Origin of the sequence: Roseomonas sp. E05, from assembly GCF_030063475.1 — a bacterium.
Taxonomy (GTDB): domain Bacteria; phylum Pseudomonadota; class Alphaproteobacteria; order Acetobacterales; family Acetobacteraceae; genus Pseudoroseomonas.
In genome coordinates, this window is the sequence record NZ_JASIRT010000006.1 from 183,025 (window position 1) to 208,006 (window position 24,982).

Annotated in this window: 12 protein-coding genes and 1 pseudogene; 5 read left to right on the plus strand and 8 right to left on the minus strand. The window is 70.3% G+C overall.

Going from position 1 to position 24,982, the window contains the following annotated elements; all coding sequences use genetic code 11:
• Positions 1-252 precede the first annotated feature (252 nt).
• Positions 253-1,728: a serine/threonine-protein kinase gene (locus tag QMO56_RS09160; RefSeq protein WP_283525104.1), complete on the minus strand. Its 1,476-nt coding sequence runs from the start codon at positions 1,726-1,728 to the stop codon at positions 253-255.
• Between the two features lie 173 nt (positions 1,729-1,901).
• A complete protein-coding gene (locus QMO56_RS09165; RefSeq protein ID WP_187784264.1) occupies positions 1,902-2,228 on the minus strand; it encodes a hypothetical protein in 327 nt (108 codons plus the stop codon).
• A gap of 184 nt (positions 2,229-2,412) precedes the next feature.
• On the opposite strand from QMO56_RS09165, the gene QMO56_RS09170 reads away from it, so the two are divergent.
• The gene (locus QMO56_RS09170) at positions 2,413-4,374 is read left to right on the plus strand and encodes an antitoxin Xre/MbcA/ParS toxin-binding domain-containing protein (RefSeq protein WP_283525106.1); all 1,962 of its coding nucleotides are present in this window, start codon (positions 2,413-2,415) and stop codon (positions 4,372-4,374) included.
• Positions 4,375-4,596: 222 nt separating this feature from the next.
• Here the strand turns inward: QMO56_RS09170 and QMO56_RS09175 are convergent, their stop codons facing one another.
• Positions 4,597-5,085, minus strand: coding sequence for a hypothetical protein (locus QMO56_RS09175; RefSeq protein WP_283525108.1), 489 nt, complete (start codon positions 5,083-5,085; stop codon positions 4,597-4,599).
• 568 nt (positions 5,086-5,653) lie between these two features.
• On the minus strand, positions 5,654-6,127 hold the full coding sequence (locus QMO56_RS09180) for a hypothetical protein (protein WP_283525110.1): 474 nt from the start codon (positions 6,125-6,127) through the stop codon (positions 5,654-5,656).
• 431 nt (positions 6,128-6,558) lie between these two features.
• Here QMO56_RS09180 and QMO56_RS09185 point away from each other — a divergent pair, with 431 nt between their 5' ends.
• Together QMO56_RS09185 and QMO56_RS26985 are read left to right on the plus strand one after the other, a co-directional pair.
• Positions 6,559-6,816 (plus strand): hypothetical protein, encoded by a 258-nt coding sequence (locus tag QMO56_RS09185; protein WP_283525112.1) that lies wholly within the window; start codon positions 6,559-6,561, stop codon positions 6,814-6,816.
• A 72-nt stretch (positions 6,817-6,888) separates the two neighbouring features.
• Positions 6,889-7,026 (plus strand): annotated as a pseudogene (locus QMO56_RS26985) (IS256 family transposase); the annotation flags it as partial.
• A gap of 171 nt (positions 7,027-7,197) precedes the next feature.
• Here QMO56_RS26985 and QMO56_RS09195 read toward each other — a convergent pair.
• The 4 genes from QMO56_RS09195 to QMO56_RS09210 all read right to left on the minus strand — a co-directional run bounded on the left by QMO56_RS09195 (position 7,198) and on the right by QMO56_RS09210 (position 22,766).
• On the minus strand, positions 7,198-8,901 hold the full coding sequence (locus QMO56_RS09195) for an ATP-binding protein (protein WP_283525114.1): 1,704 nt from the start codon (positions 8,899-8,901) through the stop codon (positions 7,198-7,200).
• Positions 8,901-18,272, minus strand: a complete 9,372-nt coding sequence (locus tag QMO56_RS09200; protein ID WP_283525115.1) for an RNaseH domain-containing protein — start codon at positions 18,270-18,272, stop codon at positions 8,901-8,903. The genes QMO56_RS09195 and QMO56_RS09200 overlap by 1 nt, the downstream gene beginning before the upstream one ends.
• Positions 18,265-21,573 (minus strand): hypothetical protein, encoded by a 3,309-nt coding sequence (locus tag QMO56_RS09205; protein WP_283525116.1) that lies wholly within the window; start codon positions 21,571-21,573, stop codon positions 18,265-18,267. The genes QMO56_RS09200 and QMO56_RS09205 overlap by 8 nt, the downstream gene beginning before the upstream one ends.
• 92 nt (positions 21,574-21,665) lie before the next feature.
• A complete protein-coding gene (locus tag QMO56_RS09210) occupies positions 21,666-22,766 on the minus strand; it encodes a hypothetical protein (RefSeq protein WP_283525118.1) in 1,101 nt (366 codons plus the stop codon).
• Between the two features lie 46 nt (positions 22,767-22,812).
• Here QMO56_RS09210 and QMO56_RS09215 point away from each other — a divergent pair, with 46 nt between their 5' ends.
• Positions 22,813-23,682, plus strand: coding sequence for a WYL domain-containing protein (locus tag QMO56_RS09215; RefSeq protein ID WP_283525119.1), 870 nt, complete (start codon positions 22,813-22,815; stop codon positions 23,680-23,682).
• A 1,031-nt stretch (positions 23,683-24,713) separates the two neighbouring features.
• Positions 24,714-24,980: a hypothetical protein gene (locus tag QMO56_RS09220; RefSeq protein WP_283525120.1), complete on the plus strand. Its 267-nt coding sequence runs from the start codon at positions 24,714-24,716 to the stop codon at positions 24,978-24,980.
• Positions 24,981-24,982 lie beyond the last annotated feature (2 nt).

The following is a 24,982-nucleotide window of genomic DNA, read 5'->3' on the forward strand; positions in this document are numbered from 1 at the left end:
GGATCAGATACCTAACGCTAGGCGCCGAGCATGCCATTCCAGAGACCACGTACCGGAAGCCGATTAAACCACGGGGTTGAAAAAAGCACTGAATAAACCGTGCCGAGGTGCCCGCCGTCATCTGGATGCGGCCTATAGCTCCGCAAATCGTGAACGGTTCGTCAGGGTGTTACAGCCACTGCCCGGCGGAGGTCTGGGGTTTGGCGATACTCTGCCTTCGCGGGTAGCGGAGTCAGCATTGGGAGTTGGCACCTAACGCCGCCAGGATCCCTCTGAAGGCCGCTCCGGCATGGTGTTCGGGTGGTGCAGGCTCCCGCGTGTCCCGTCGGCGAACCAGCCGAGCCATCGGTCGATGAAGTCCTCGAGGCTTTCCGAGGAGAACAGGGTGAACGGCCAGGCCATCTGATACTCCGCCAGCCCGGTCCACAGCGCCTTCGCGGCTGCCTCGCCGGGCGGCAGGGAGAACGGCGCGAGCCGGGAACGCTGGCGTGAGAAAGGGCTCAGCATGAAGGCGGCCTCGTGCCAGCCGTACCGGCCTGCCTCCTTGATGTCGCCGAACCAGAGGGCGTGCGAGCGGCCGTCGTAGTCGTAGCGATTCGATGGCACCCGCACCTCAATGGAAGCCGCAGCAGCAACGTTGAAGCCGGGCGCCTCCCAGCCTTCCCACGGCTTCTCGGCCACGGCGACAACGCCGCTCAAGGACAGGGTCGCCCCGTTGAGCGACGCGGACCAGCCGCCGTCCTGTGCAGGGCGGATGGTAGCTGTCGGAGCATCCGTCTTGATGGCGTCGCGCACCTGCTCGCTCAGCCGCCTGAAGGAAGCTTGCGCGTCGCGGACGAGGTCCCGGCGCCTGTCCGCATCTGAACGCGCGGATGACGCTTGGCGGGCTTCCTGGCCCATGCGTGCGACGTTTATCCCGTTTGCCTCACGCAGGCGGCTCCTGCCCTGGGAGGCCGGGACACGTTGGGCTGCCTCGAGGCGTGCGAGGAGGTTCGCGGGGCTGGGCCGGGTACCGGCCGACTTGTAGAGGCATTCTGCGATGACGGACGCCAGGGCAGTGGGGACTCCTGCCAGCGGCACCGGATCGGCGTGCAGGTGCTGCTCCCGGAAATCGTGCATGTCAGGCCCCGGGAAAGGGCGGGAGCCGGACAGGAGTTCCTGGGCGATGACGCCCAGGGCATACACGTCGGCCGCTCCGGTGGCACGCTCTCCCCTCCACCGCTCCGGGGCGGCGTACGCGAAGCTCATCGCGTACTTTAGGGTGTCCGGCGCCGTGGTCGCTTCGGCGTACCGGGAGATGCCAAAATCTGCGAGGCACCACCTGCCTTCGAGAAGCAAGACGTTCTCTGGCTTCAGGTCACGGTGCACGACCTTGCCGTTCATGTCGGATAGCGCCAGGGCGATGTCGGCCATCACGGCCAGCGCATCCTCAAGGGGCATCGTACCCCCGGCGTCCGTGATGTGCTGCCGCAATGACGCCTGCGCGCGCGGCATAATCAGAACCCAGTGGCCGTCGGTCTCACCGCTGTCGATGATGGGGACGACGTTCCGGATCCCGTCCAGGTCCGTGAACAGCATCTCGCGCTGGGCGCCCGACGCCTTTGAAACGAGCTTCGCCACGGCGGGGCCAACGTCCCCGGAGATGCACCGAGCCTCGAACACCTGCCCGAAGCCACCGGCCCCGATCCGATCTCCCAGCATCCACTCGTGATTCAGGCGCAGCCGCATCCTCGATCTCCAGCCGATGGCGGGGTGCATCATAGCGCGGCGCCTGCCGAAGGGGACCAGCCCGACCAAACCGGACCGGCTACGCCTCGCGGCACGTGTGGCGCGGCCCACCGGATCCAAGGATCCGGTGCCATGTTGGTGGTCGGAAGATCGCCAGCCGCTACGGCCTCCCGTCACCAGCCACGTTCGTAGCGCGGGCCATACCCCTGCTGATGCCGCCACGCCCGGCGTTGCTCGCGTTCCTGCTCGATGCGCCAGGCTTCGCGCCGCGCGGCCTCGGCGATGCGGGCCTCGTCCCGCTCCCGGCGCCACTCCCGCCACTGCTGGCGCCGCTCCCAGTTGCCATCGTACGGCCGCTGGTCCCAGTACTGCACAGTCTGCGCCACCGCTGGCGGCGCGGCGACGGAAGTGGCGGCTGGGGCAGCGGACGCGTTGTGCGCCGCCAGCGTGAGCAGGCTCCCTGTCATTGCGGCTGCTGCCGCCACTACGATCCGACGCATCTGAACCTCCGGGGTGGGAACCTCGAGGCTGGCAAAGTCGCAGGACAGCTTGTCGGCTGTTGGGCTGAACGATGGCCGCCGCGAGGCAACCAAAGCCATCGCGGGGGCCGACCTGCTCGTCCGGCGGGGCTCCAAGCCAGCAAGTTGATGCTAAGCTGCAGCCTTCCTGAACCTCACCGGCGCCATGGACGGACCAGCCAGCTGCCACCCTTCCACGCCGCCGCCCCCCGATGGGGACGGCACCAAGCTCCCCTACGGCCTCGCCGAGGACGGCCGCTTGGCGCATGTGTCGGAGGTGGCCTCGGGGTTGGGGTGCCGGTGCCGCTGCCCCGGCTGCGGCGAGCGGCTGGTGGCCCGCAAGGGTGCCATCAAGGTCCACCACTTCGCCCACCACGTGGACCGCGCCTGCGTCGGCGCCTGGGAGACCACCCTGCACCGGCTGGCCAAGGAGATCGTGCTGGAGGCCCGCGACATCCTTCTGCCGGACGCGGTGGCCGAGGTCGACGGCCTGCGCCACGACGTCGCCTTCGCCACCGTATTCCCCTACGAGGCGGCGGAGGCCGAGGTTAACATGGGTGGCCTGCGTCCCGATGCCATCATCCGCGGCCGGGGCAGGGAGCTGCTCCTCGAGTTCCACGTCCGCCATCCCTGCGGCCCCGAGAAGCTAGTCCTCCTGCGGGAGCGGAACCTGCCCTCGGTCGAGATCGACCTCTCGCGTGTTCCCCGGCACGCGTCCCGTGCCGAGCACACCGAGCTGGTCTTGCGCGGGGCGCCACGCCACTGGCTGCACAACGCCAAGGTTGTCGCTGAGGAGGCGCGCCTGCGGCGCATCGCGGCGGAGCGGGCGGCAGTCGAAAAGCGGCGCTTGCAGCGGCTCCATGGCCGGATCGCCGACGAGGTGGCGGGCGCCTGGATTGAGCCCGCGAGTCCCGGCCATTCCAGCTGGCGCATCAGGGCCATCGACGCCGGTTTCGGCGGGTTCGTCGGCCGCAGCGTTCCCGGGGCCGGGTGCTTCTCGGTGGCGGCCGAGACGTGGCAGGCGGCCTTCCTGGACCATGTCGCGATCAGCGCCGCGGGCCACCTGGTGACGGGCGACGCCGCACTCCGAACCCTCCAGAAGCGGCAGATGCTCAAGGCGCCGTTCCAGATCCGGCGGAATTGGGAGCCGGAGCTGGTCGCGCACATCCAGGAGCGCGTGCCGGGCTTCCGCCCGCCCCACGAGGTCATCGGCGACTATGCCGACTGGCTGGCGGAGCGCGGCCTGCTGATGCGCGTCCGCCAGGGCTGGGTGGCCGCCCAGACCGTCGGGTGGGAAGCCAGGCAGCGGATGGAGGCGGCGAGTGAGGCGAGGCGCCGCCAAGGTGAACTCCAGGACAAGCTGGGCACCCTGCTGCGGGCGGCCGGGTTGCCCTGGACGGACACGGCAAGCTGGCTTGACAGGGCTGTCCCCGAGTTCGGTGTGGCGCCTCGTGTGCTGGCCGAGGAGGGCGGTGAGGGCTTCGAACGGCTCATGCGAAGGCTCGATGAGCTCGAGAGGATGGCCCAGCCGCACGCCAGCCCGTATGAGGGCGGCTTGCTGGGCCTGCCTCTGGAGGCGGTGCTGCTGAGGCGCCGGGACGAGGCGCGTGCCCGGCAGGAGGCCGCGCGCCTCGAGCGCGAGGAGTTCGCGCGGCAGGCTGCGGAACGCCGCCGCAAGGAGTCGGGGGACTTCGTTGCCACCCTGGTGCTGGACGCTGTTGCCCTGATGGGCGAGGACGCGGGCACGGCCTGGGTCAGGGAAGCGGTCGGCGCCGCAACCGGGCTGCCTTTCGACGAGGGCCGGTTCGCGCTGGACTGGCAGGCGAGGAACCGCATCAGCGAGGCGATGGCGGGTGAGCGAGGCCGCATCATGGCGGCCCGGGAAGCCGAGCGGCGCCGCCTGGACCGGGAGGCGGAGGCCGCCGCCGTTGTGGCAGGCTGCCGGAGCAGGCTGGAGGCGGATGTGATGGCCCGCTTCCCCGGTCAGCCGGACTGGGCGCACATGTGGCTGCGCGGCAAGCACCCCGCATTGGGCCGGTCGCCCTGGGAACAGTGCGTCGACGAACGGTCGCTCGAACGCTGCAGGAGCCTGCTCGATGCGGCGCGGCCCAAGGGCAGGCGGCGGTAAGGTGATCGGCACGGGCCGATAGCTTGGAGGGCTCCATTACCAGCCCTTATGACCGAAAATGGGGGCACGCTGGACCGTCGTGGCAGGTCAGGAGGACAACAGATGATCGATCCCACATCCGAGATGGCTCGCCTCGTGGAGAGGGCGAGGCCGTACGTTCCGCAGAGGATTACGCTGGGAACTATCGTGCTTGAGGGTGCCGCACCTCGCCTCGCTTGCGTCTCAGTCGAGCAGCATCCCGATCAGGACGGGGACCACGTGCGGCGGCAAGATGATGTCGAAGGTGCCGCCTTCGTGAAGCCGTCCAGAGACGAGGACGAGATTGTTTGAAGTCGGCGAGGCGCTCACCTCGGCGACCATCGACCGGGTCGCGTAGTCATTGATGTTCCCGGCATTGGCGGCCGATCCCATGCCGCTGGACGCCTGCTGGAATGCAGCCATCCCCGCATCGAAAGCGGCCATGTCCGAGCCCGCCACCAGGGTCACCAGGTGCCCGACAGGTGCAGAGCCGAGCGCATCGATGAGCTGATCGCGTCCCCTGGATGCGAACGCGAGCGTCCTGTCCGAGAGGGGAGGATGCCGGAAGGTGATGGCGTAGCAGGGCTCTCGAGCAGTCTCCGTGATGTGTGCGAGGGCGACCGTTGCGCCGATTACAACGCCGGGCCGGTAGGTTTCAAGCTTTGCCGGGGTTTCAATGCTGTCGTCGGCCATGGATGCCATCCGCGATTTCCCGGCAGCCTATAGTCGCTTGGCCCGGGCGGCGACAGGCGTATGTCACAGAGGGTTATGCCGATTTGGCCGTATCCCGCCGCGTCTCGCCGCGACCGCCTATCGGCTCTCAGGAACCGATGATGCCAAGGATTCCTGCCCCCAGCTTCCCGGCGTCCTCTTCGCGCAGAACGACGGTGACCGGCTGGAGCACGTGATCGGCTGGGTGGCGCAGCACGGCCTGGCCGTAACGCGGACGATGCCGCCGACCCGCTCGTAGGCGAAAGCGAACGCGCCCTCGGGGCCCCGCGCCAGTTGCAGCATCCACGATTCGTCGGGGCTCTGCACCACAGGTGGCTTCCCCTCCGGCCGCGCCAGCGGGGCGGGCACGTGGTCCTTGAACGTCGAGGCATTGGCAGGCATGCGCAATCCTTCTGCTTCCGCGCACCCCATCCTTGGTGACCAACCACCAAGCCCTGCTGGCGTGCGGCGGCGAAGGTGGCGCCGACGCGATCGCCGGTCCAATCACAGGCACGGCGCCGCGCGGCGCCACGGCAGCGACGGCCGCGCGTCAGTCCTTCGCCGCCGCCTTGCCGCCGGACGCCTCCATGACAACACGGACCATCATCTCAACGGCCTCCGACCGGCTGCCCAGCCCGTTGTGACGGGCCAGCGCGTCCAACCACCCGGCGGTCTCGGCATCGATGCGGATCGTGCGGAAATCCGCCGCCCGGCGCACCTCGTCGCGCAGCTTCGCCAGCAGCCGGGCGCGCGTTGCCGCGGCGAACTTCTCGCTCACCAGCAGGTCGGGCGAGTGCGGATTTAGCACGTGCCGGGTCAGCCAATCCGCCTGCGCAGCGCTTCGGCACCCGCGCCACTCCGCGCGGCGGGCCGGGAATCCGGGCGGGAACACCAGGACGGGTTCCGGGCCCCCAGCCTCCCGGTACTGCCCGACGCGCCTCAGCACGCCCGCGTGCCGCGTCGCCACGCCAGCTTTGGCCAGCCACGCGAAGCAATCGTCGCCGACCTCCTGCTGCAGCAGCATGGCGGCCATCCTCTCGCGCCTCGGCGTCGTGCGGCGACCTATGGTGGTTGTCCTTTTCCAGACGGTGACGGTGGGCAGCCCTGGCTACCCGGTACCCGACCCATCCCGTTTCCCTTCTGATGGCCGCAGGTGCGTGGTCGCGACCCTAGCCATCGCCTTCACAGTCACGGAGCGGCTCGTGGACCCGAACAGCCTGCGGCCGATCTCGTCCAGCCCGAGCGCCGTCTCGCCCGAAACGCGGACCGTCAGGGCAGGTCCGCGGGCAATCCGGGCACGGTCGCGGAGCTTGGCCAGCAGTCAGGCACGCATCGCCTTCGCCCGATCCGATGGAAGCAGGCAGTCGGGGGATGCCGGATCCAGCACGTGGCGCAGTAGCCAATGGTCCTTATGGCACTGGCGCGACCGGACAAGTCTTCGCCGGGCGGTATCGCTTGTCGACCCCGACCCGCCGCCAGCGCCTGAGCCAGCGCGTGGCTGGCTCTGCCGAAGACTGGGAAGAATTCCGGGGTGCGGCGCGCCCGGAGGCCCTGGCGTGGTTTGGCCGCCAATGCATTCGCGCGGACACACTGCAGGACTGTTTCGGCTGGTTGATGGGAAGCAATGCATCGGCAACGATCGTACAGCATCAGGTTCCGCAACTGCTGCGGGTCGCATCCCGTGGTGGTGTAGGAACTGACTGCCAGATCTGAGGCGGTCACCGCGGTGGTTCATAGCAGGGTTGGGTTGCTAAGACCTACAACCCTGACCTTGGACCGACCCGGATGACCGATGAGACCATGGTTCTTGGGAAGAAGTTCGCCAATGCGACCTTCCTGCGCGAGATGATCGGCTTTGCCGCCGGGCGGCTGATGGAGCTGGAGGTAGGCGAGCTGGCACGGGCGCGGCTCATGCTCCGGCACCTCATCCTCATGGACGCCAAGAGCGCCACCTACAAGCTGGGTCTGCTTCGCTCGCTTTGCCGGGCGGTTGACGGTTCCGCTGGGCTGGGGGAGGGGGATGGTGGCGAGCATGTCCGACTGCCGCTTCTTTCGGCGGCACTGAACAGGCTCCGGCTTTGCGCCGTCGGCCGTTCAGGCGGCTGCGGTCATCCCAGCCCTGAGCCTGGCCGCCGTCTCCTCGACCACGCTGGCACCCCCTAGGGGAGGCACGACGACCTCGATATTGGGGATCCCGTCGCCCGCGAGTATGTCGAGGAGGGCCTCATCGAACTGCGCCCCCAGCTTCTCAATGATCCCGCGCTCGTTGCGCCATCCGCCGTCCCGTCGCTTGTCCGCGAACGCGCGGTCGATGACGACGTACTGCACGGCGATGTCGGGAGGAGCAAGGAGGGCGTTCGCCACCCGGTCGTCCCGCTTGAGGTTGGTCGCGTCGACTACGGCGGAGCGACCAGCTGCCAAGCGGTCAGTGACCATGCGCCGGAGTCGCATGAAAACCGGCACCGGATCGCCCTGGAACGTCTCGTCGCCGTACAACTCCTTCCGGATGGCGTCCGAGGACACGATGTCCTCGGCCGGGTGGTTCGCCCGCGCCCAACTGCTCTTGCCCGCGCCGGGCGGGCCGACCAAGACGACCAGTTTCTGTCCGCAGCGTGGCCAGTCCCAGCCGTCGCACTCGCCGGGGAAGGTATGGGCGAGATCCTCCCAGAGTTCGGAGGCGAGCGTGATGGTCTGGTGGTCAGTCCTGTCGACGTGCGCCAGCGCATGCCGCAGGCTGTTCATGGCCTCCAGGAGGATGGCATCGTCGCTGTCACGGCCGAGGTGCCCATGCAGGATCTTGCGGATGTGGGAGATCTCCAGATCCACCGTCCGGTGCAGCAGCTTCACGCTGTTGCCCGCAGGCTTCTCGTAGGGGAGAGCCCTCGACAGCGTCCTGTCGTATTTGCGGATGTAGGCGTGCCGCAGCTGCTCGAGGAACGGGAAGATGACCCGCGTCCGCGCCGACCAGAGGCGGGTCTCGACGATGCGGCGATGATCCTCCCGCCCAGACGCCATCAGCGACAGCGTGTGCGGGAACGGCATCCCCTCCCACATGTCCACCAGCGCGTTGTCCCAGGACGGGTGATCACGCGTCCAGCCGGGTAGGAGCGCCCTCAGCGCGTCGAGGGGGTAAACCTGCGTCCCGACGTCCTCCACGGCAAGCCCGGACGCGAGGACGCGGTCCCAACCCGCCAGCTCGACGATGGTTTCCGTCGCGAGACGCGACAGCAGGTCGTCGGCGACCGTGGGACGTATACGTTCGACGAAGAGGCGGGTGTCCAAGCGGGACACGCTGCCGTGCCAGCGGATGGGCTGCCTCCCCAGCATGGCCTCGGTCTCCGCCGGGGAGCGGCCGCGCGGGGCCGTGAGGATGACCGACGGCGTCGAGAACTGCCCGCCGCGGGAGAGTTCGCCCTCGACCGCGCGGGCGAAGAGGGCCCATTTCGGCCAGTCTTCCGGCCGGACGACCTCGATCAGGAACACCGCCTCGGACAATTCGGGGTGCCACACGAAGTCCGCCGCGCGGTTTAGGCCGACCGTATCGACGCCCGCCGCCGCGGCCAGCGCCTTCATCGGCGTCCGGCCGGACAGGCCGCCGGGGAAGCCGGGTTGGATGACCCAACGCGAGGACCGGTCCCGCAAGATCCGCCCGACCGCGTCGAACATGCCGGGGACGGGGGCACCGGGCAGAGACAGGCCGACGACGCAGCGGCCGGGGTCGAGGGCCGCTTCCGCGATGCGCCGGGCGAAGCGCGAAGGTCCGGGGAGATCCCACCAGATCTCGTCGGCGGAGGCCATCACGCGGCTTCCATAGCGCGCGCCGAGGCGATCACCGGCCGTGCGAGGGGCGCGATCCGGTAGGTGCGGTCCTCCGGTTTGGTGCCCCGCGGAAGCGGCTCCATGCGGAGGAAGCCCATCAGGGTGCCGTACTCCATCAGCTGCGCCAGCGGCAGGGCGCAGACGCTTCCGTCCAGGGACAGGGCCGCCCCGGCCTCCTTCAGCGTGAAGGCACCCGTGTCGTCGATTGCCTCCAGGCGCTCGATGGCCCCGAAGCAGTCCGCGACCTGCGGGAGCAGCCCGAGATCCTGGGGCAGCGCGGCACCCGTCCGCAGGTCCGCCGACCATTTGGCAACCTGGCGCATGAACCGCTCCTGGTTGCCGTTCCACCGGGCGTGAAAGGCGCGAGTCATCGGGCTGTTGAACCCGCCGAGCGCCTCCGTCAGCTCCCGGGCGAGCGCCTGGGGCGACAGCCCGTCCTCAAGCAGGTGGCTTGCGGTCATCGCGTCCGACCAGGGCGCGAGGCCCAGGACCGAGACCTGCGGCGGCAGCCGCTGGGTGTGCGGATCGGACAGCCAGGCGAAGGCGTGCTCCGGCCCTCCCACGAAGACCACCCGGACCTGCCCAGCCCGGACGATCCGGTTCGCGGTGACCTTGTTCACCCACCCGGAGTCCCAGCGGGACTTTATATCGACGACGAGGAGCGAGTTGTCCGAGGAGCGCCCGGCCAGCCGCACGGCGTCCAGGAGGTCGTCGCACTCCGTGAAGATCCGCGGCGTGACGCCGATGGCGGAGCCGTCGCTGGAGCGGACGTGGTCGGCCGAGGCGAGCGCCGCGCCGACGAGCCCTACGTCCGAGAGAGCGTTGCCGAATACGACGCCCACGGTTTCCTTTCCGTGGAAGAGCCCGTGCTCCTGGCCAAGCGTCAGGGGGCTATGGTGACCCGCGCGCACCTCGCGGAAGCGTGTGGATTCCTTCAGGGGGCGGCGCATCGAGCGCGGATCGAAGGCGGACGGCGGCTCGCGGTCGTCGAACTCGAGGAGGCGCCTCTCGAGCTCCTCCCGGTTCTCCAGAAGCCGGAGCAGGGTGTGGGAGCGGAGGGTCCAGGTACCAGCCGCGGTCTGCCGGAGGACGCCCATGCCCTCCATCTCGTCCAGTAGGTCCTTGAAGCTCTCGAGGCTTTCAAACGCGGGCTCCCACCAGGCGCGGGCGTGGTCATAGAGCTGCGTGGCCGTCATCCCCTCATCCGCCCGGCCGACCTCCTGGTCCTCCAGGGAGCGGTGCGCCACGACGAAGGCGATGAGGCCGTAGCGCTCGTCGATCTCATGCAGCGTGTGGTCGAACTTGGCCTTGATCTCCTTGACGATAGCCGGGTTCTCGAGCGCCTCGAGCACCAAGCGCGACGTGATCCGCCGCTCGGGCTTTCGGCTGGCGCTCGCGCCCTTGGAGATGATCGTGTGCAGCCCTGCGCAGAACGACTGGACCAGGATCGGGTAGTAGTTGCAGTGGCTGAGAATGCGCCAGACGTCGCCGCGGCTCTCGAACTCGTACCCCATGGCCGCGAGGGGGCGCACGACCATGTCCTCGGCCCTGGCGAGCTCCTCATCCATGAGTGGGCCGACGCGGATGGGTTTGGCCGCGATGTGCTTGAGCGGCGGGTTCTCCGTCCTAGACAGGCGGCTGACGTTCTTCAGCCCGGACAGCACGAACTTGAAGCGGCGCTTCATGTCGTCCATCAGGCCGCGGATCTGGAGGAACACCTCGTACTCCGCCCTGGCGTCGCTCTGGATGAAGAGGTCGGCTTCGTCGAGCAGCAGCAGGACACGGCGCCGGTCGTCCTCGTCGAGCCACTGGCGGACGCGGTCGGTGAACTGGCTGGCCTTCTGGACCGGCTTCGGGAACACTTCCGGCATCGCGCGCGAGGCGTGCTCCCAAAGATGCTTCGCGGCGTCCGTGCCGCCAACGCTGCGGATGTCCGCGTAGGCGACCACGGCGCCCGACCCGTCCTCCCGGTGGTAGATCTGGCGGACCCGGTGCAGCAGGGCCGTCTTGCCGAGGCGTCGACCGCCGTAGACGATGCAGCTGCCGTTCTGCTCCCAGATCTCGTTGATCTCGTCGCGGCGCCCGAAGAACATCTCCGGCGGCACCGCACCGCTCCCAGGGCTGGTGTAGGGCGTGGCGAAGCTGGAGGGCTGCGCGAGTTCGAGCAGGGTCAGGGGCCGGAAGGACGGTTCCGAGAGCGCGTAGAGCAGGATGCTCTCGTCGATGACCAGTGCGCGGCGCTTGTTCTGGATGGCGGCCCCCGCGAGCTGCATGCGTCGCTCGGCGTCCACCGACTGCATGACCAGGACGATCAGCCCGTAGTTGTCCGGGGCCGCGTCGCGGAACGCCTTCATCTCGCTCTCGGTCGGCACTTGGAGGACGGCGCAAAACCGATAAAGGCCGCCCGTTGCGCTGCCGAAATCTGGCAGCAGGAGGCTCTCATTGTCGGTGGGCACCTCGATGCGGAAGTCGGCGCAGTAAGCCTTGCGGCTGGCCCCGGATTTGGCGGGCGGCAGCACCCCGCGGAGGTCCGGCGAGAAACCCGCCTTGCCCAGGAAGGTAGCGATGGCCGCCGCCACGGACTCGAGCTTCTCCCTGCCGTGCTCGACGAGCGCACGGAGGTCCCGCCAGGAACGGGCGATCTCGACGGCGTCGTCCTTGCGGTCGGGGAGAACGCGGCCGAATGGGAGGACGTCCAGATCCCGGCCTTCCTGGATGGCGCGGCACGCATCTTCGAGGGCGCGCTTGCCGATCCGGCCGAGGGCTGCGGGGATCTCCGGGAAGTACGCCTTGTACCGCGGGTTAGGGGAGGTCGATTCCGGCAGGGCGCTGCCGGACTTCAGGAAGGAGATCAACTCCCCGGCGGTCAGCAGGTCGTCGGCGTCCAGGATGCGCTGGATGCGCTCCAAGTCGGCGCTGCTCGCACCGCCCTCCTTGAGGCTCTGAAGGTCCGCGGCCATCTCCCGCTTCGGCTCCGCCAGCATCTGGGCGATGCGCTGCTCGACGTCGGCGAGCAAGGCGCGCGCGGCGCGGATGTCGAGGATCTGGTCGGCCTCCTCGTCCTCCGTCCGCTCCTCCAGGCTCACCGTCTCCGGCATGCGTTGCGTGTTGATCCGGTCGAGCCGGGCGAGCTCCGCCTGCGCCTGGTCGATGCGCGAGAAGCGACCCATGCGCTGAACCTTCTCGATAAGGCGGCGCACGCGTTCGATCTCGCCGACGTCCTCGCCGCTGCCGATGAGCGACTGGCGGGCGTTCGCCCGGGTGTGCCTGTAGTCGTCGTCTGCCGCTTTCGCGGCATCGGAGGGGATGGCGTAGAAGGCGGCCGCGTCGATCAGTAGTTTCGCCGCGATGAGCGACCCTTCGGACAGCGCCCGGGCCACGGCCCGCCGCCACGCCTCCACGCCCTGCCGGGGCGCCCCGTCATGCGCCAGCAGGAGGCCGATGATCTCCTCCGGGTCGTAGGGCGCGGGGAGCCAGCTCTGCCCGAAGGTCAGCCCGCGCAGCCAGTACAGTGCGCCGTGCAGCGCGGTCTGGTTGTCCTGCGGGCCGGGGGCGCGGTGCCGCCCCTGGACGCTCTGGACCAGGGCATCGACGGACGCCTCGGCATGGCGGATCGCGGCGAGCGTGAGGGGTCCCGCGGCTTCGGCGTGCTCGGCGAGGGCCCTGCGGGCGGCCTCGGCGCCGGAGGCGACCCTGCGCGCGGTCGCTTTGAGGTTCGCGTTCCGCGCGCTGTCGCGGGCAAGGGGGAGCGCCTCGGCAGCGGCGACGTATTCTTTGCAGGCCGCGGCGATGTCCGCGACCGTCGAGACGAGGCGATTCCGGGCGTGGCCGTTCACACCGCTGGCGGTGTTGGCCAGATTGTCGGCCGCGTCGATGATCTCGCCGACGGCGTCCTCGTCGGCGCACGCCTCCGCGAACTCCCGCGCGGCGGGCAGCGCCTCCGCCAGTTCCCCCGACAACGCCGCCTGCAGGCGCCCCACGATCTGCTCGCGCTTGAGGAGCTCGTTGCGGATGATATTGGCGGGGACGTAACTGAAGCGGACGCCCTCGAAGGCGGCGATGCTCTTCCGGATCCTCTCCGCGCAATCGTCCACGAAGCGGGTGCTCACCGCCTCGGCCTGAACGGCGTGGAAGTGCTGCGGCAACACGAAGCCGGTGCGGCCCGCGAGGGCCAGGGCCTCTATCAGCTCGTGGAAGCCGTCGCGCATCTCGGGCGAGACGTCTTGGATGAGCCGCAGCCCGTCCCCGGTGTTTAGACCCTGATGGAACATGGCGAGTTCAAGCAGGCTGGCGGAGAGCGCGACGCGGCGCGCCATCCCGAGATCGGTCCCGGAACCCGCCTCAGCCACCTCCTTGGTCGCCTCGTCCACGAGGCTCGCGAGTTGCGGGCTGCCCTGCGTGGAGGCATGGCTAACATGGCCGCGGACCGCAGCGAGGCGGAGTTCTTGCAAGCTGAACGGGAACGGGGCGGCCTGGAAGACGCGGCGCGCCGCCCGGGTGAGGTGGTAGGCGAGCGAGAAGTCACCCGCGGCGAAGTAGCGCTCGACGCGCTCCGCCACGGAAGCCGCCAGCGGATCCATGGGTTCGGGAGCGGGGGGCGGGGACGGCGCGGCGGCGGCTGCCAGGGGCAGCGGCATCCCGGCCGGGAGGGGCGGCAACTCCTCCAGCTCGTCGTCCGCTTCCATGTCGTCCGGCATCCCGGCGGCCTCGGGACCCGCGGCTCCGGCCTCAACCTCGGCTTCGGCCTGCGGAGCCTCCGAACCTTCGGGGCGCTTGTGGAGTGGTCGTCCGAGCGCCTCCGGGGACGGAGCGGGCGAAACGGGGAGGGGTGCGTCGATGGGCGGAACTGCTGGCGGCGCGGACGCTGGGGGCGGGGCGGCGTCGCGCAGCATCTCCGACGCGGCGCCGCAGAGCTCGACGATCCGGTGCATCGCCGCGCTCCGGGCGACGCGCGCCGCGGTATGGTCGCGGGTCGCCTCCTCCATCGTCTCGTCAGAGGTCGTGTCGGGGTCGAGCGCCCGGAGGCGCTGGTGCGTGGAGGCGACCCGCGCGCTGGCTTCGGCGAGAATGGCGCGCCCCTGCTCCGCCGCCTCGTCCGCCGCCGCCTTCACGCCCTCCTCCACCTGCCACGGGATGTCGCCGACGGTCTCGGGGACGGCGCCCTTGGGCGCGTTCGGCAGCGCGGCGACCGACGCGAGGAGATCACGCAAGGCGGCGACGGTGGCGGCGGCGTCCACCAGTTTCGGCCGCGCGGCCTCCCAGTCCCGCGCGGCGGCCGCGGCGTCGGAGGTCGCCTTCTCGATCAGGCCGAGAAGGTCCGCATCGGGATTGCCGCCGAGGGCGGCGTTGGCCGCCGCCGCCGCGCGTCCCAGGGCGTCGCGCCACATCGCGAGCGCGGCGTCTGCGGGAGAGGCTGCGGCAGGCGAGTGGGCGTCTGGCGCCGCCGCCGGAAGAGGAGGCTCCGACGCTTGGTCCCCGGGGAGCGAGGCGTCGGCCGCGGCGTCCGCAGCCTCGGCGGGCGGCTCGCTTCGGGTTGGTTCCGACCCCGCCGTGGGGATATCCGCCGCAGGGCCGCCGGGCACGGTTGGGGGTGCCTCCGCCGGTGCTGCCGCGGTAGCGTAGGCCGACCACGGCGCGACCTCGTCGTCCCGCGGGGCGGGAGGCTGCCGCGGCGCATCCTGCTGTTCGACGATGTCGCGCACGAACTCAAACCCGTCGTCGAGGAGTTCGGTGGCGGAGGCGACGAACCTCCGCAGGCTCGACATCCGGCGCTCCTCCTCCGCGCTCACGGCCTTCTCATCCAGCGGCCTGACGTCGGCGGGGGTGGCGAAGGTGAGCGCGCTGTAGATCACGAACGCCTCCAGCTCGTCGGCGGTCCCCCGCTGCTGGATCTGCTCCGCGACGCGCGCGTAGTGGGGCATGCGGTAGCGGTCCCTGAACTGCGGTGGCGCCTTGGGATCGGGACCGTCCGGCACCGACGCGGGGTAGACACCCTTCACGTGGGTGAAGAGCGTCGCCTTCCAGCGTTTGGCCTTGCTGTCTTTGCTGCGCGCCAGGATGCGCGTCGCGACCCGCAGAAAACTCGGGTAACGCAGGGCTGCCAGGAGCACGTCCGGCAGGGTCTTCGAGCTCACCTTCTCCGCGGGCCAGGCAAAGCCGCTCAGGTCGCGGATCTCCTGGCGCCACTCGTTCAGGTGGCGGAGGTCGCTGGCCACGATAGCCATCTGAGTCCGCACCCACTCGCGGTCAACGCCGTCGGGCAACTCGAGCAGCGTCCCCTGGTGGCCGCCGTTCCAAACCCTGTCCTTCGCCTTCGACATTGCCTTAGATCCCCTGTCGCCATTGCCCTTGTCGCCTGTCCGCACGCCCCGAGGCAGCGGCCCGCCGGGATCCGGGTCGGGGTCAGGCTCGGGCGGGGTCGTGGCCGCGGGCACCGCGGCGGCGAAGAGGGGAAGCGTACTCTGGGCCTCGAGTTCCTCTTCGGTCGGCTCGACGTCCTTGTCGGCGTCGTCGACGTGAAAGCGGGCCATGTAGTCCCGCACCTTGCTCTCGAAGGAGAGCGGCGCAGGCAGGGTGGTTGCGCTGGCGGTGTGCCCGTAGCCGTGCCGCAGGCTGGCCACCAGGTGCGCGACCCGGTCCGCCTCGTCGCCCTCCGCCAGCTTGGCGACCGTCACCTCCAACGCGTTCGGCACCTGGTAGGTGTCCTCGTGCATGCCGCGCGGCGTCCGCTTGAACAGGCCCCTGGCGTTGTCGCGGGCGCTGCCGCCGCTGGACAGCGGGCCGAAAGTCTCTACTTCGCGGTAGACGCTCAGGCCGCGTTTCGGCTGCGTCCGGTAGCCGTCGGTCACCCAGTAATGCGCGGATCCGCCCGGCCCCGACGACAAGCGGACGGTGTTCGCGGTCACCGTCGGCTGGTAGCGGTTCTCCACCCCGAGAGTCCGGCCACTCTCGGGGTCCAGGCGCTCGTAGCGCTTCACCTTCCGCTCCACCACGCGGCTGCCGAAGGTCTCGCGAACCCGGACGAGGCGGACCTGTGACCAGGCGCGGCCTTTGAGTTCGCCATCTGCGCCAATCGTGGGCTCGCGGCCGATGTCGGTGTCGCGCAGCCAGGGCCAGAGCCCGGCGGCCGTGGTGCTGTCCACCATCACGACGGGGCGCTCCCCGTCCTCCACGGCCTCGTCGATGACGGCACGCACGAACGCCTGGAAGGAGCGCTTCGCCATTTCCTCGGTCGGCCCGAGCGAGGCGGTCTCGAGCCGGGCAACCGTCTTGAGCGCCTCCGAGAAGGCTTGCCACCCGCTCCACTGCAAGGCCGTGCCGTTGAACCAGCCCACGCGCGCCTCTGTGCGGCCGTCGCGGAGGCCGATGCGGGTGGCAAGACACAGGCGCGATCCCTTGCCGCCCCGCTGCGACCGCGCCTTTGTGATGACCGAGATGCCGATGATCCGCTGCGGCCGGGTCACCGGGTCGGGGAAGTCCTGCTGCAGCAGCGGCGCGACCTCGGACACCAGCCCGGAGTGGCCGAAGAGCAGATCGTAGACGGCGGACTGCACGCGGTGGAGGTAGGTGTCGAAGTCGGCCCAGCCGCCGCAGGGGAGCAGGTACTGGACGTTGGCCTCGGCCTTGGTGGCCAGGGCGTGGCGACCGGCCATCAGGTTGACCGTGTCGTCGCGCCTGCCGCCGTACTCCGCCGCAGCGCAGACCAGCACGTGCGTGCCGCCGAGGTCGCGCCCGAGCGCGTCTGCTAGCGGCGTCCAGGCCGCGATGCGCGCGTTGAACCGTTCGCGCGGGGGGCGCGCCGAGGCGGGAAGGGCGTCGCGCGGGCCGTGGGTGTCGGCTGGGAGCTGGCGCAGCTGTACGTCCAGGGCGTCGCCGAACAGCGCGGCGATGGCGTGGCGGATGAGCAGGCGCTCCTGTTCCTGATCGGCGACAGCGACAATGGTCAGGCGCAGGTTGCCGAAGGCCCGCCGTAGGCGGTCCCGGTTCCACTCGCGCACCTTCTCGAGCGTCTCGCGGGCCTTCCACGCGGCGTCCGGGGAGATCTCCGGCGGTTCGCCGCCCTCCAGAAGGCGCTTGCCCACCGCGAGCAGGTCCTCGGGGTCCGCGTCCTCGTGCCCGAGGGAGCGGGCGAAGCTGTCGATCAGACCGGCGGTGGCGAGGTAGCCGTGCTGGTCCACCGCGCGCTTCACCGTCCGCGGCCCCCGGTCTGCGGCCGAGAAGGGTAGCGGCCGCGCGCCGATGGGCGCGAGGAGTGGGAGCGCCGCGTCCATCAGGTCGAGCTGGTCGCGCGTGGTGGCACCCCCGCCCAGGCAGTGCCGCCCGTCGCGGTTGGGCGCGTAGGCGAAGGCCGTGAACACGTCCTCGGCGCGCTGGTCCACCAGGGCTGCCAAGCCGCCGCCGAGCGGCGCGCGCATCCTCATCGCCTGGGTCAGGAAGGCGGGCGAGAAAACTTCCTCGATCCCGTCCTTGCCGACGTGCGCCGCGAACTCGACCACGATGGGCGGGCCGTCCCGGCGCGCCATGTGGCCGTGCACGCGGTCCCGGCCCCAGAGCGCGCCCTGGCGCGGCAGCGCCTCGAGCCAGCGCTTGCGCGAGGCCCTGATGCGCAGCACGGGTTTGTCCAGGTAGGGCACAGTCCCGAGGGAGAACTGGGCCGACATGGAGAAGCGGCCGCCCTTGGGCGAGACTTGCGGCCAGGAAAGAAACTCGACGTCGTTGCTGTTCGACTGGGAACGGACGACGCGCATCACCGGGCCGAGGCCGGGGAAGATCTCCCGGCCCTCGATGCGGCGGGATAGCTCCTGCAGGATGCCCTGCCGGTAGCGGTCGAAGGGCGCGCCGCGCCTGAGGTCGGCCGCGAGGTCGCCGGAGAAGGCTTCCACTTCGAAGGCGTCGGCCCCGCCCGCGGCATCGATCGCCGACTCGACCAGGGAGGGGAGGAGGTCCAGGCGCTCCGCCCAGGGGGTGAGGATCATCTCCGCCCATTGCCGGAACGCGGCCGCCGCCCGCCGTGCCGTGGCCGCGCCGTCCCCCGCGACCTGCAGGAACGGGCGCCTCTCCTTGCGGGACCAGGGCGCGCTGAGGTCGCCGGTGAGCAGGACAGCCTCGGGGATCGCCACCTGCAGCAGCGCCCGCAGCGAGGCGTAGGGGAGCTGCCGCCCAGTGGGCTGCTTGGTGTCCGCAGCCTGGCGCCCGATCTCGCTCAGCAGCCCGGCGAGGCGCTCCGACCATTCCAGGTTCGCGCCCTGCACAGGGACGGGGCGGTCAGGCGCGATGAGGAAGGCGATGGCGACGTCGTCGGATTCGTAGCCGGGAAGCGCCCGGTAGACGTGCTCTTCAGGCTCACTCATCAGACGCATCGGCTCCATCGGGGAAAGAGACCCCTTCGCAACGTTCGAGGGGATACAGGAACGGCTCGTACAAGGCACGGTAGATTTCGCGGTCCACAGCATTCGGGTCCGACAATCTCGCGCGCAGGATGTCACGCATGGCGACGAGCATGCTGCTGGCGGCCTTGTCCCGCCCCCGGCCGCCCGCCGAGACGGGCGCCCAGGCGGCGTCCGCGAAGATCACCCGGCTTGGGCAGCCATTGCGCATCGAGCGCCCGATCGTCTGGAGCACGTCGACCATGATGTCGGCGGTGAAGGGCGTGGCGAGCGGGCCCAGGCGGCTCGCCATCAGTGGGAAGCGCAAAAGCCGCCGCGCGGTCCGCATCGCGTCCCGGCGTGCCAGCGCCCATTCCGCCGAGACGGACCCGTTGCCTGCGCCGTGCGGGAAGGCGCGGACGTCGAAGGCGAGGGAGGTCGCGCCACTCATTCCGGCGACGAGGTCGAGGCTCTCGGTCGCTGGGTGCGGCCTGATCAGGAAGATCATGGTCCCGATCAGCGCGTCCCGGCGCCGCGGGCCGCGTTCGAAGACGATGTTCACCCCGCGCGACAGGGACTTCATTGGGAAGACCAGGGCGTCCCAGTCGTCTCGGAGGCCGAGGCGCTCCACTTGGGCGGCCGTGACCCAGTCGCCCTCAGAGCGCTCCGGGATCTCGGGCGCAACTCCGACCACGCGCGGCGCCAGCGACGGGTAGCGGCGGCGCAGCCAGTCCTTGACGATGCGCACCTGCTCGTAGCTCGACACCACCAGCGCGACTTTCCGGCCCCCGCCGTCGAAGTCCCGCGCCATGCGCTCTAGCAACGAGGGGTGGCCTGCGGCGTAGTGGTCCACCATGGCCCGCAGCATCCGTTCGCGCTGCGCCATAGGCGCGCCGCTGAACCGAAGGAAGCGGGACGGATCCTGGGGGTCCGGGATGGGCGCGAAGCGGTAGGAGGAGCGCCGCCACGCTTCGCCGGAATCCTCCCGCCGCAGCACCAGGTCGGGGCCGACCGGGATGTGGAAGGTGGGGCTCTCCAGCAGGAAGGAGGTCGCGCTCGCCAGCAGCACTGCGGGGCCGCGGCCGCCGCGTTCGTGCCGGAGAAGCTCGTGGAGGCGGTAGAGCAGGATGCGCGGCGCGCCCCGGAATGAGACGTAGCGCAGCCGCAGGCTCGGGCGGGGGCCGCTCTCGTCGAAGTTGAAGCTGAGCCCCGCGAGGCGGCCGATCAGCGCCTCCGGCACGGAGCTGGCGAGGTCGTCAGAGATGCCCTGGCGGAACAGCGGCTCGCGGTGGATGCCCTCGGCGACCATCGCCTGCTGCGCCGGGACCAGGGTCAGGAACTGCAGGATGACCCCGGTCACCCCGAGCAGGAACCGGAACAGCTCCGCGGCCTGCCCGGCTGCGAGCCCGTCCGCGGGGGGCACCAGCACGAAGAAGCGCTCCCGCATGTCCTTGAGCAGCGCCTCCCGCCGCGTCGGCAGCGGCTCCGAGATCCATGAACGGATGCGGTCGGTGACCGCGCGTGCCGCGGAGCTGACCTCCTCGGGCGTCCGCGCGAGCCCCGCGGCCACGCGGTCCAGTTCGAACTCGTACTCGGAGACGTCCTCGTCCCTGTCGGTGCGGCGGTACAGGGCGGAGCGGACGCAAGCGTCCCAGAGATCCTGAATGGCAGTGTGCCGGAGATCCTCGGCGAGGCGGTCCGCGTCCGGCAGCACCGTGTAGTCGGCGGGCGCGAACAGCGCGGTCAGCACGTTGTGGCTGGTAACGAAGGTGTCCCTGAAGCGCGAGATCGGCCCCTCGCCGCCGTTGATTCGCCGGTCCTCCTGCAGGTGGGTCACGAGGCTGCGGTTCAGCCTGCCGAAGTCGTTGGCTGCTGCCGTGTAGTTCTGCACGTTGGTGGCGGTGATGTCGTTGCGCCCCGCCGCCACGGGCGAGAACAGGTCGCGCACCAGGTGGTGCTCGTAACTCTCGCGGCTGCCCGTCAGGTCGAGCGAGGAGAGGGCCTTGCGGTCCAGCGCCTGCTGCGCGCCGTCGGCCTCGTCCACGATCACCACGTCCGCGGCCATGGCCGCGGCCTCGAAGTAGCGCAGCCGCTCCTCGGAGAAGTGCGGCGAGACGCGCGTGTCGAGGGACAGCACGTGGCCGAGCCACACGCGGCGCGAGGTGAGCTCCCGGGGCGCCTTCATGCGCCCGCAGCAGCCGGAGAGGGGGCAGAGGTGGGCGGTTTCCCGGCCCTGCGGCGCCCCGTCCCGCTTCAGCCTCCGCTGGAGCACCGCGGTGCAGGGCGGCGCGAGGTGGGGGAAGCCGTCGTGGCCCTCAGGGTCCGTGTCGAAGCCGCCCAGCGCGCAGTTCAGCCCGAGGAGGTCCGCCCCAGGGGCGCTGCGGCCGAAGCCGCGGTTGTCGTCGGATCCCAGGCGCTCGGCCAGCTTGCGCGCATGCCCGATGCGGGTTTCCGGGGACTGCCCCACCAGCAGCCCGACGTCGGCCCCGTAGAAGCGAAGGTCGGCCAGCAGGTTCAGTGAGCTCTCGATCGAGGGGAGCAGCACCACCGTGCGGAGGCCGCGCCGGTCCAGCCACATGATGAGCAGGATGATGAGCGTCGACTTGCCCGTGCCGGGCAGGCCGATCAGGTGCTTCAGGCCCTCCAGGCGGATCTCCCGCGTGGCAGGCAGCGCGCCCGCAGCGCGGTCCGGGGCCAGGATCTGGAAGTTCGGCCCGGCATTGCCCCGCAGGCGCCCCAGCCAGTTGCCGCGGGGGCGCTCCGGGGCCGCGGCGTCCGCCGCGTCCATCGCGCGCGCGACGTCCTCGAGCTCGTCAAGCGGCACCGAGATCGGCCCCCGCGGCGCGGCGCCGAAGTCGTGCCTCGGCGCCGGGGGCGGCGCGGGCAGGTCGGCCAGATCAATCTGGATGCGCTCCGCGCCCTCGCTCGCAGCCTCCATGACGGCCATGGGCCGCGCGGGGTCCGCGGTTGGCACGCCCCAGCCTTCCAGGCCAAGCCCGGCGTGCAGGATCTCCGCCATGCGGTCCGCCTCGGCCTCCGCGCCCTCGCGCAGCCGGAAGCGGTGGCGGCGGTGCTCGGCGTCGATCTCGAAGGGGAGTTCGCGGAAGTCGTCGCGCTCCGCCCGGGCGTCTGCCTCCCAGGTCACCGCGTCCAGCACCGCCTGCCGCAGCTGGATGTCGGAGGCGACCGATACGCCGAGCTGGCGCAGGCTCCAGGCTGCGCGCGCGAAGTCCGCCATCCCGGTCCGGTCCATGACCGAGCCGTAGCCCGACATTAGGGCTGGCACGTTGCCGAGGTCCTCCTCGCCGAGGAAGGCGCGGACAGCTGCGCAGAGCCACTGCGCTCTGACTGACGAGCGGAAGCCCTCGGGTCGCGCCCTCACCGGGACAGCGCCCGGATGGCGGAGGAGACGGTCATGAACTCGAGCGGCGTCTCACCCTGGTACTGCGCCACTAGCTGGTGGAGGTAGTTGCGGTTGAGTGCGAGCTTGCCATCCGGCACGGCCAGGATGCGGCGCCGGAACATGGAGAGCCGACCGACCCCGCGGGTCAGCTTGGAGGCCAGCAGGAGCGGGCTGGCGTATGACTTCACGTCGATGCCGACCGCCGTGCCGTCCACGCCGACGTCTGCCGCGTCCATCATAGGGTAGAGGACGGACGCGCGGCCCGCCGCCTTCAACGCGTCGTGGATGCGGATCTCGTCCAGGCCGGGGCCCACCCAGAAGATGGCCGCGGACGGGACCACCGCCAGCCACTCCTCCGGATCCCCGACGGCCGGGCCGGGTTCCGCCGCGGGGTTGGCCTGCTGGCACTGCCGAATGCGGCAGCGGCCGTGGGGGTGGAGGCTCGTGTCCCGGTGGGGCCAGAGCAGGCTGCCGCAGCCGCCGCAGAGCCGCACCGCCCCGTCCGCGCGTGCCGAATTCGGGATGCGGTGGTAGACGGAGTCCATCAACGGCAGGGCGGCGAGCAGATCGTGCTCCGTGATAAATTCGTCGCGGGCGTTGCGCCTGACCACGGGGTTCCGGACCACGAACTCGCGGACCGCGGTGTAGGCGGCTTCGCGGCGGCGGCCGGACACCGTGTCCAGCGCCGCGCGCAGGCGGCGGAACTGGACCTCCTCGTCCGCCGCGACCTCGGACCCGCCCCGCGCCGCCATCTCCCGGCAATCCTCCGTCGGCACGCCTGCCTCGCGGTCGATGAGGTTGACGTCGCGGAACGGGTAATCCGCGCCGAAAGCCCCGATACCCCATCCGGCAAAGGGTTCGCACGCTAGGTCCATGGCGACGTGAAGGGAGGCCCCGGCGTCGGGCGCCGCCTCCAGCAGGCAGTGGGCCGAGAGGCGGGCTAGGGCGCGGCGGAGGACGGCTGGCATAGAGGCGTCCTGCTGGATCGCGCGCCCCTCGGCGATGGCGCAATCGTGCGCTTCGAGGAGGCCGCAGGCGAGCATGAGCCCCGTGACTTCCGAATCAAGACTCGCCATGGTCCCCCGCCGACGCTTGAAGCGACGGTTTTAGAGCGGTGAAGAGATGGCGTCTATCCAGTCACTAGATCATCTCCTTGAGAGGAGGAACGGCGCCGCGATCCTGCGGCGACTCCGCTGGATTGAGGACCGCCTGTGCTGGCTCGGCCAGTTCCGCCGGGGCGACCTCGTCGAACGGTTCCAGGTGTCGCCGCAGCAGGCGTCGGGCGACCTCGCCGCCTTCCTGGAGGCGTCCGGGGGCGGCGCCGTCATGGACCCTTCGACCAAGGCTTACCATCCCGCACCGGGGCACGAGTGGCTCTTTCCGAAGGACGCCCGCCGTTGGATCCGCGAAGAAACCGAGGCAGGCGCGCGGACGCTGCCTGTCGAAGAGGTCCGACTGCCCGAGCGAAGGGGGCGGGACGACGTCGTCGCCGCCCTGCTACGAGCCCATGACAGCCGCACGCCGGTGCGGATGACCTACCGTTCCATGAGCAGTTCCGACACCGTCTCCCGGGTCGTGTCGGGGCACACGCTGGTGGACACAGGCGACCGCCTCCACCTCCGCGGCTGGGACGGCGAGCGCAGGCGCTTCGCCGATTTCGTGCTGGCGCGGATCGCCGAGGCATGGCCCGAGCCGGGCGCCGTCTGGGTCGACGGGGAGGCCGACACGATGTGGCACGAGACGGCCGACGTGGTGCTGGAGGCGGCGCCGGGCCTCCCGCCGCCGCAGAGGGCGATGGTCGAGGCCGAGTACGGCATGTCCGGGGGCCGCCTGCGCATGCCTGTGCGCAAGGCACTGGTCACCTACGTCCTCGACCGCCTCGGCCTGCTGCCCCACCCGGAGGACGACGGACCCCAGAGGCGGAACCTGCGGATCCGCTGCTCCAACATGGGGGAACTCCGGGACTTCCTGCCCGCCAACGTGCCGCGCTGACGGGCCGCCGCGTGCGCAGGGGTGCCGCTTGGCCCGGTCGCGTGCGCTCCGGACCCAAGGGCACACTGGCGGTGGTCGAGGTGAGCGGGCGCCACGCCCCGCCCGCGTCGCTCGCCAAGGAAGGACCCTTCGCGGCCCCGTTAGTCACTTAGGTGAGAACTCACGGCGCGAGGCCGACCGCTGAAAGGCGCCCCTCAGGGCGGCTTCGCTATATCCCGCCCCCACAGGCCGCCTCAATGGAACCCTCTCGAACCCCGCTGGTCCTGGATGAGGGCCACGATACGCTCCACGTGGCTTCCCGAATCCGTCCGGCGACGGGCTGACCAGCCCCCTAGAGTGGCCCGGGCAGAATTTTAGTGGCTTGATGGCCCGAAAGCTGGCTCCGCATCGCCTGATCCTCTGCGGACCGCCCGCCTACCTCGCGAAGGCCCCGCCGCTTCGCTCGCCCGCAGATCTCGGACAGCATGAATTCCTCTGCTACGCCCATAACAAGCTTCGCGCCGCATGGACCTTCGACGGCCCGGAGGGGGCGCGTCGTGGTCCCTGTCTCCAGCCGCTTACTGGCCGATCATGGCGCGCCGCTGCTGTGCGCGGTCCTGAATGGATTGGACATCCTGCTGAGACCGATGGAAATAATTCGCAGCTCTCTGGAAGACGGGCTAGTGGTCCAGATTCTCCCGGACTATCGCGTTCTGGACGCATTTGCTCCACGCCCTTAATCGGCGCCTCACACCCAAGCTCCGCAGCTTCATTGATTTCTCGGTCGCGGCCTTCGGGACGGAGGCAGGGACTGATTTTACGCTACGGCCTACAGAAGCCTCAGGCCGTCCGGCCATGCGGGACCGAACTGATCGCGGATCGGGTCACCCATGAGGTCGAGGCGGCGGGCGGGCTTGAAACAGCTGCGCTGGTGTTCGGGCATCGACGGGCTCCTGCGGGTCGACGGTAGCCTGGGCGCCACGGGCTCTGGCAAGTGCCCTTGAACCGCCTATGCTGCCCGGACGTTTCGGTGCCGAGGACAAGAGCGGACGATGAGCCTGGCAACCTACACCTTGAGGATGGCGGCCATGACGGCGCCCGCTGCCGCGCTCGTGGTCTTTGGTGGCGAGCCAATGCCTGCTGGCTGGCTGGACGGCGTCCTGATGCCGGGTGCCACCATTGGCCACGCTGCGGTCGTGGTGGGGTTTTGGGGGATCGGGGCGGCCACGACGGCAGGTGGCATCGTCGGGCTGCTGTGGCTTGCTCGGGCGTACTGGCGCGAATGGCGGGGCCGGTCGGGCTTACGGGCTGCGGACTAATC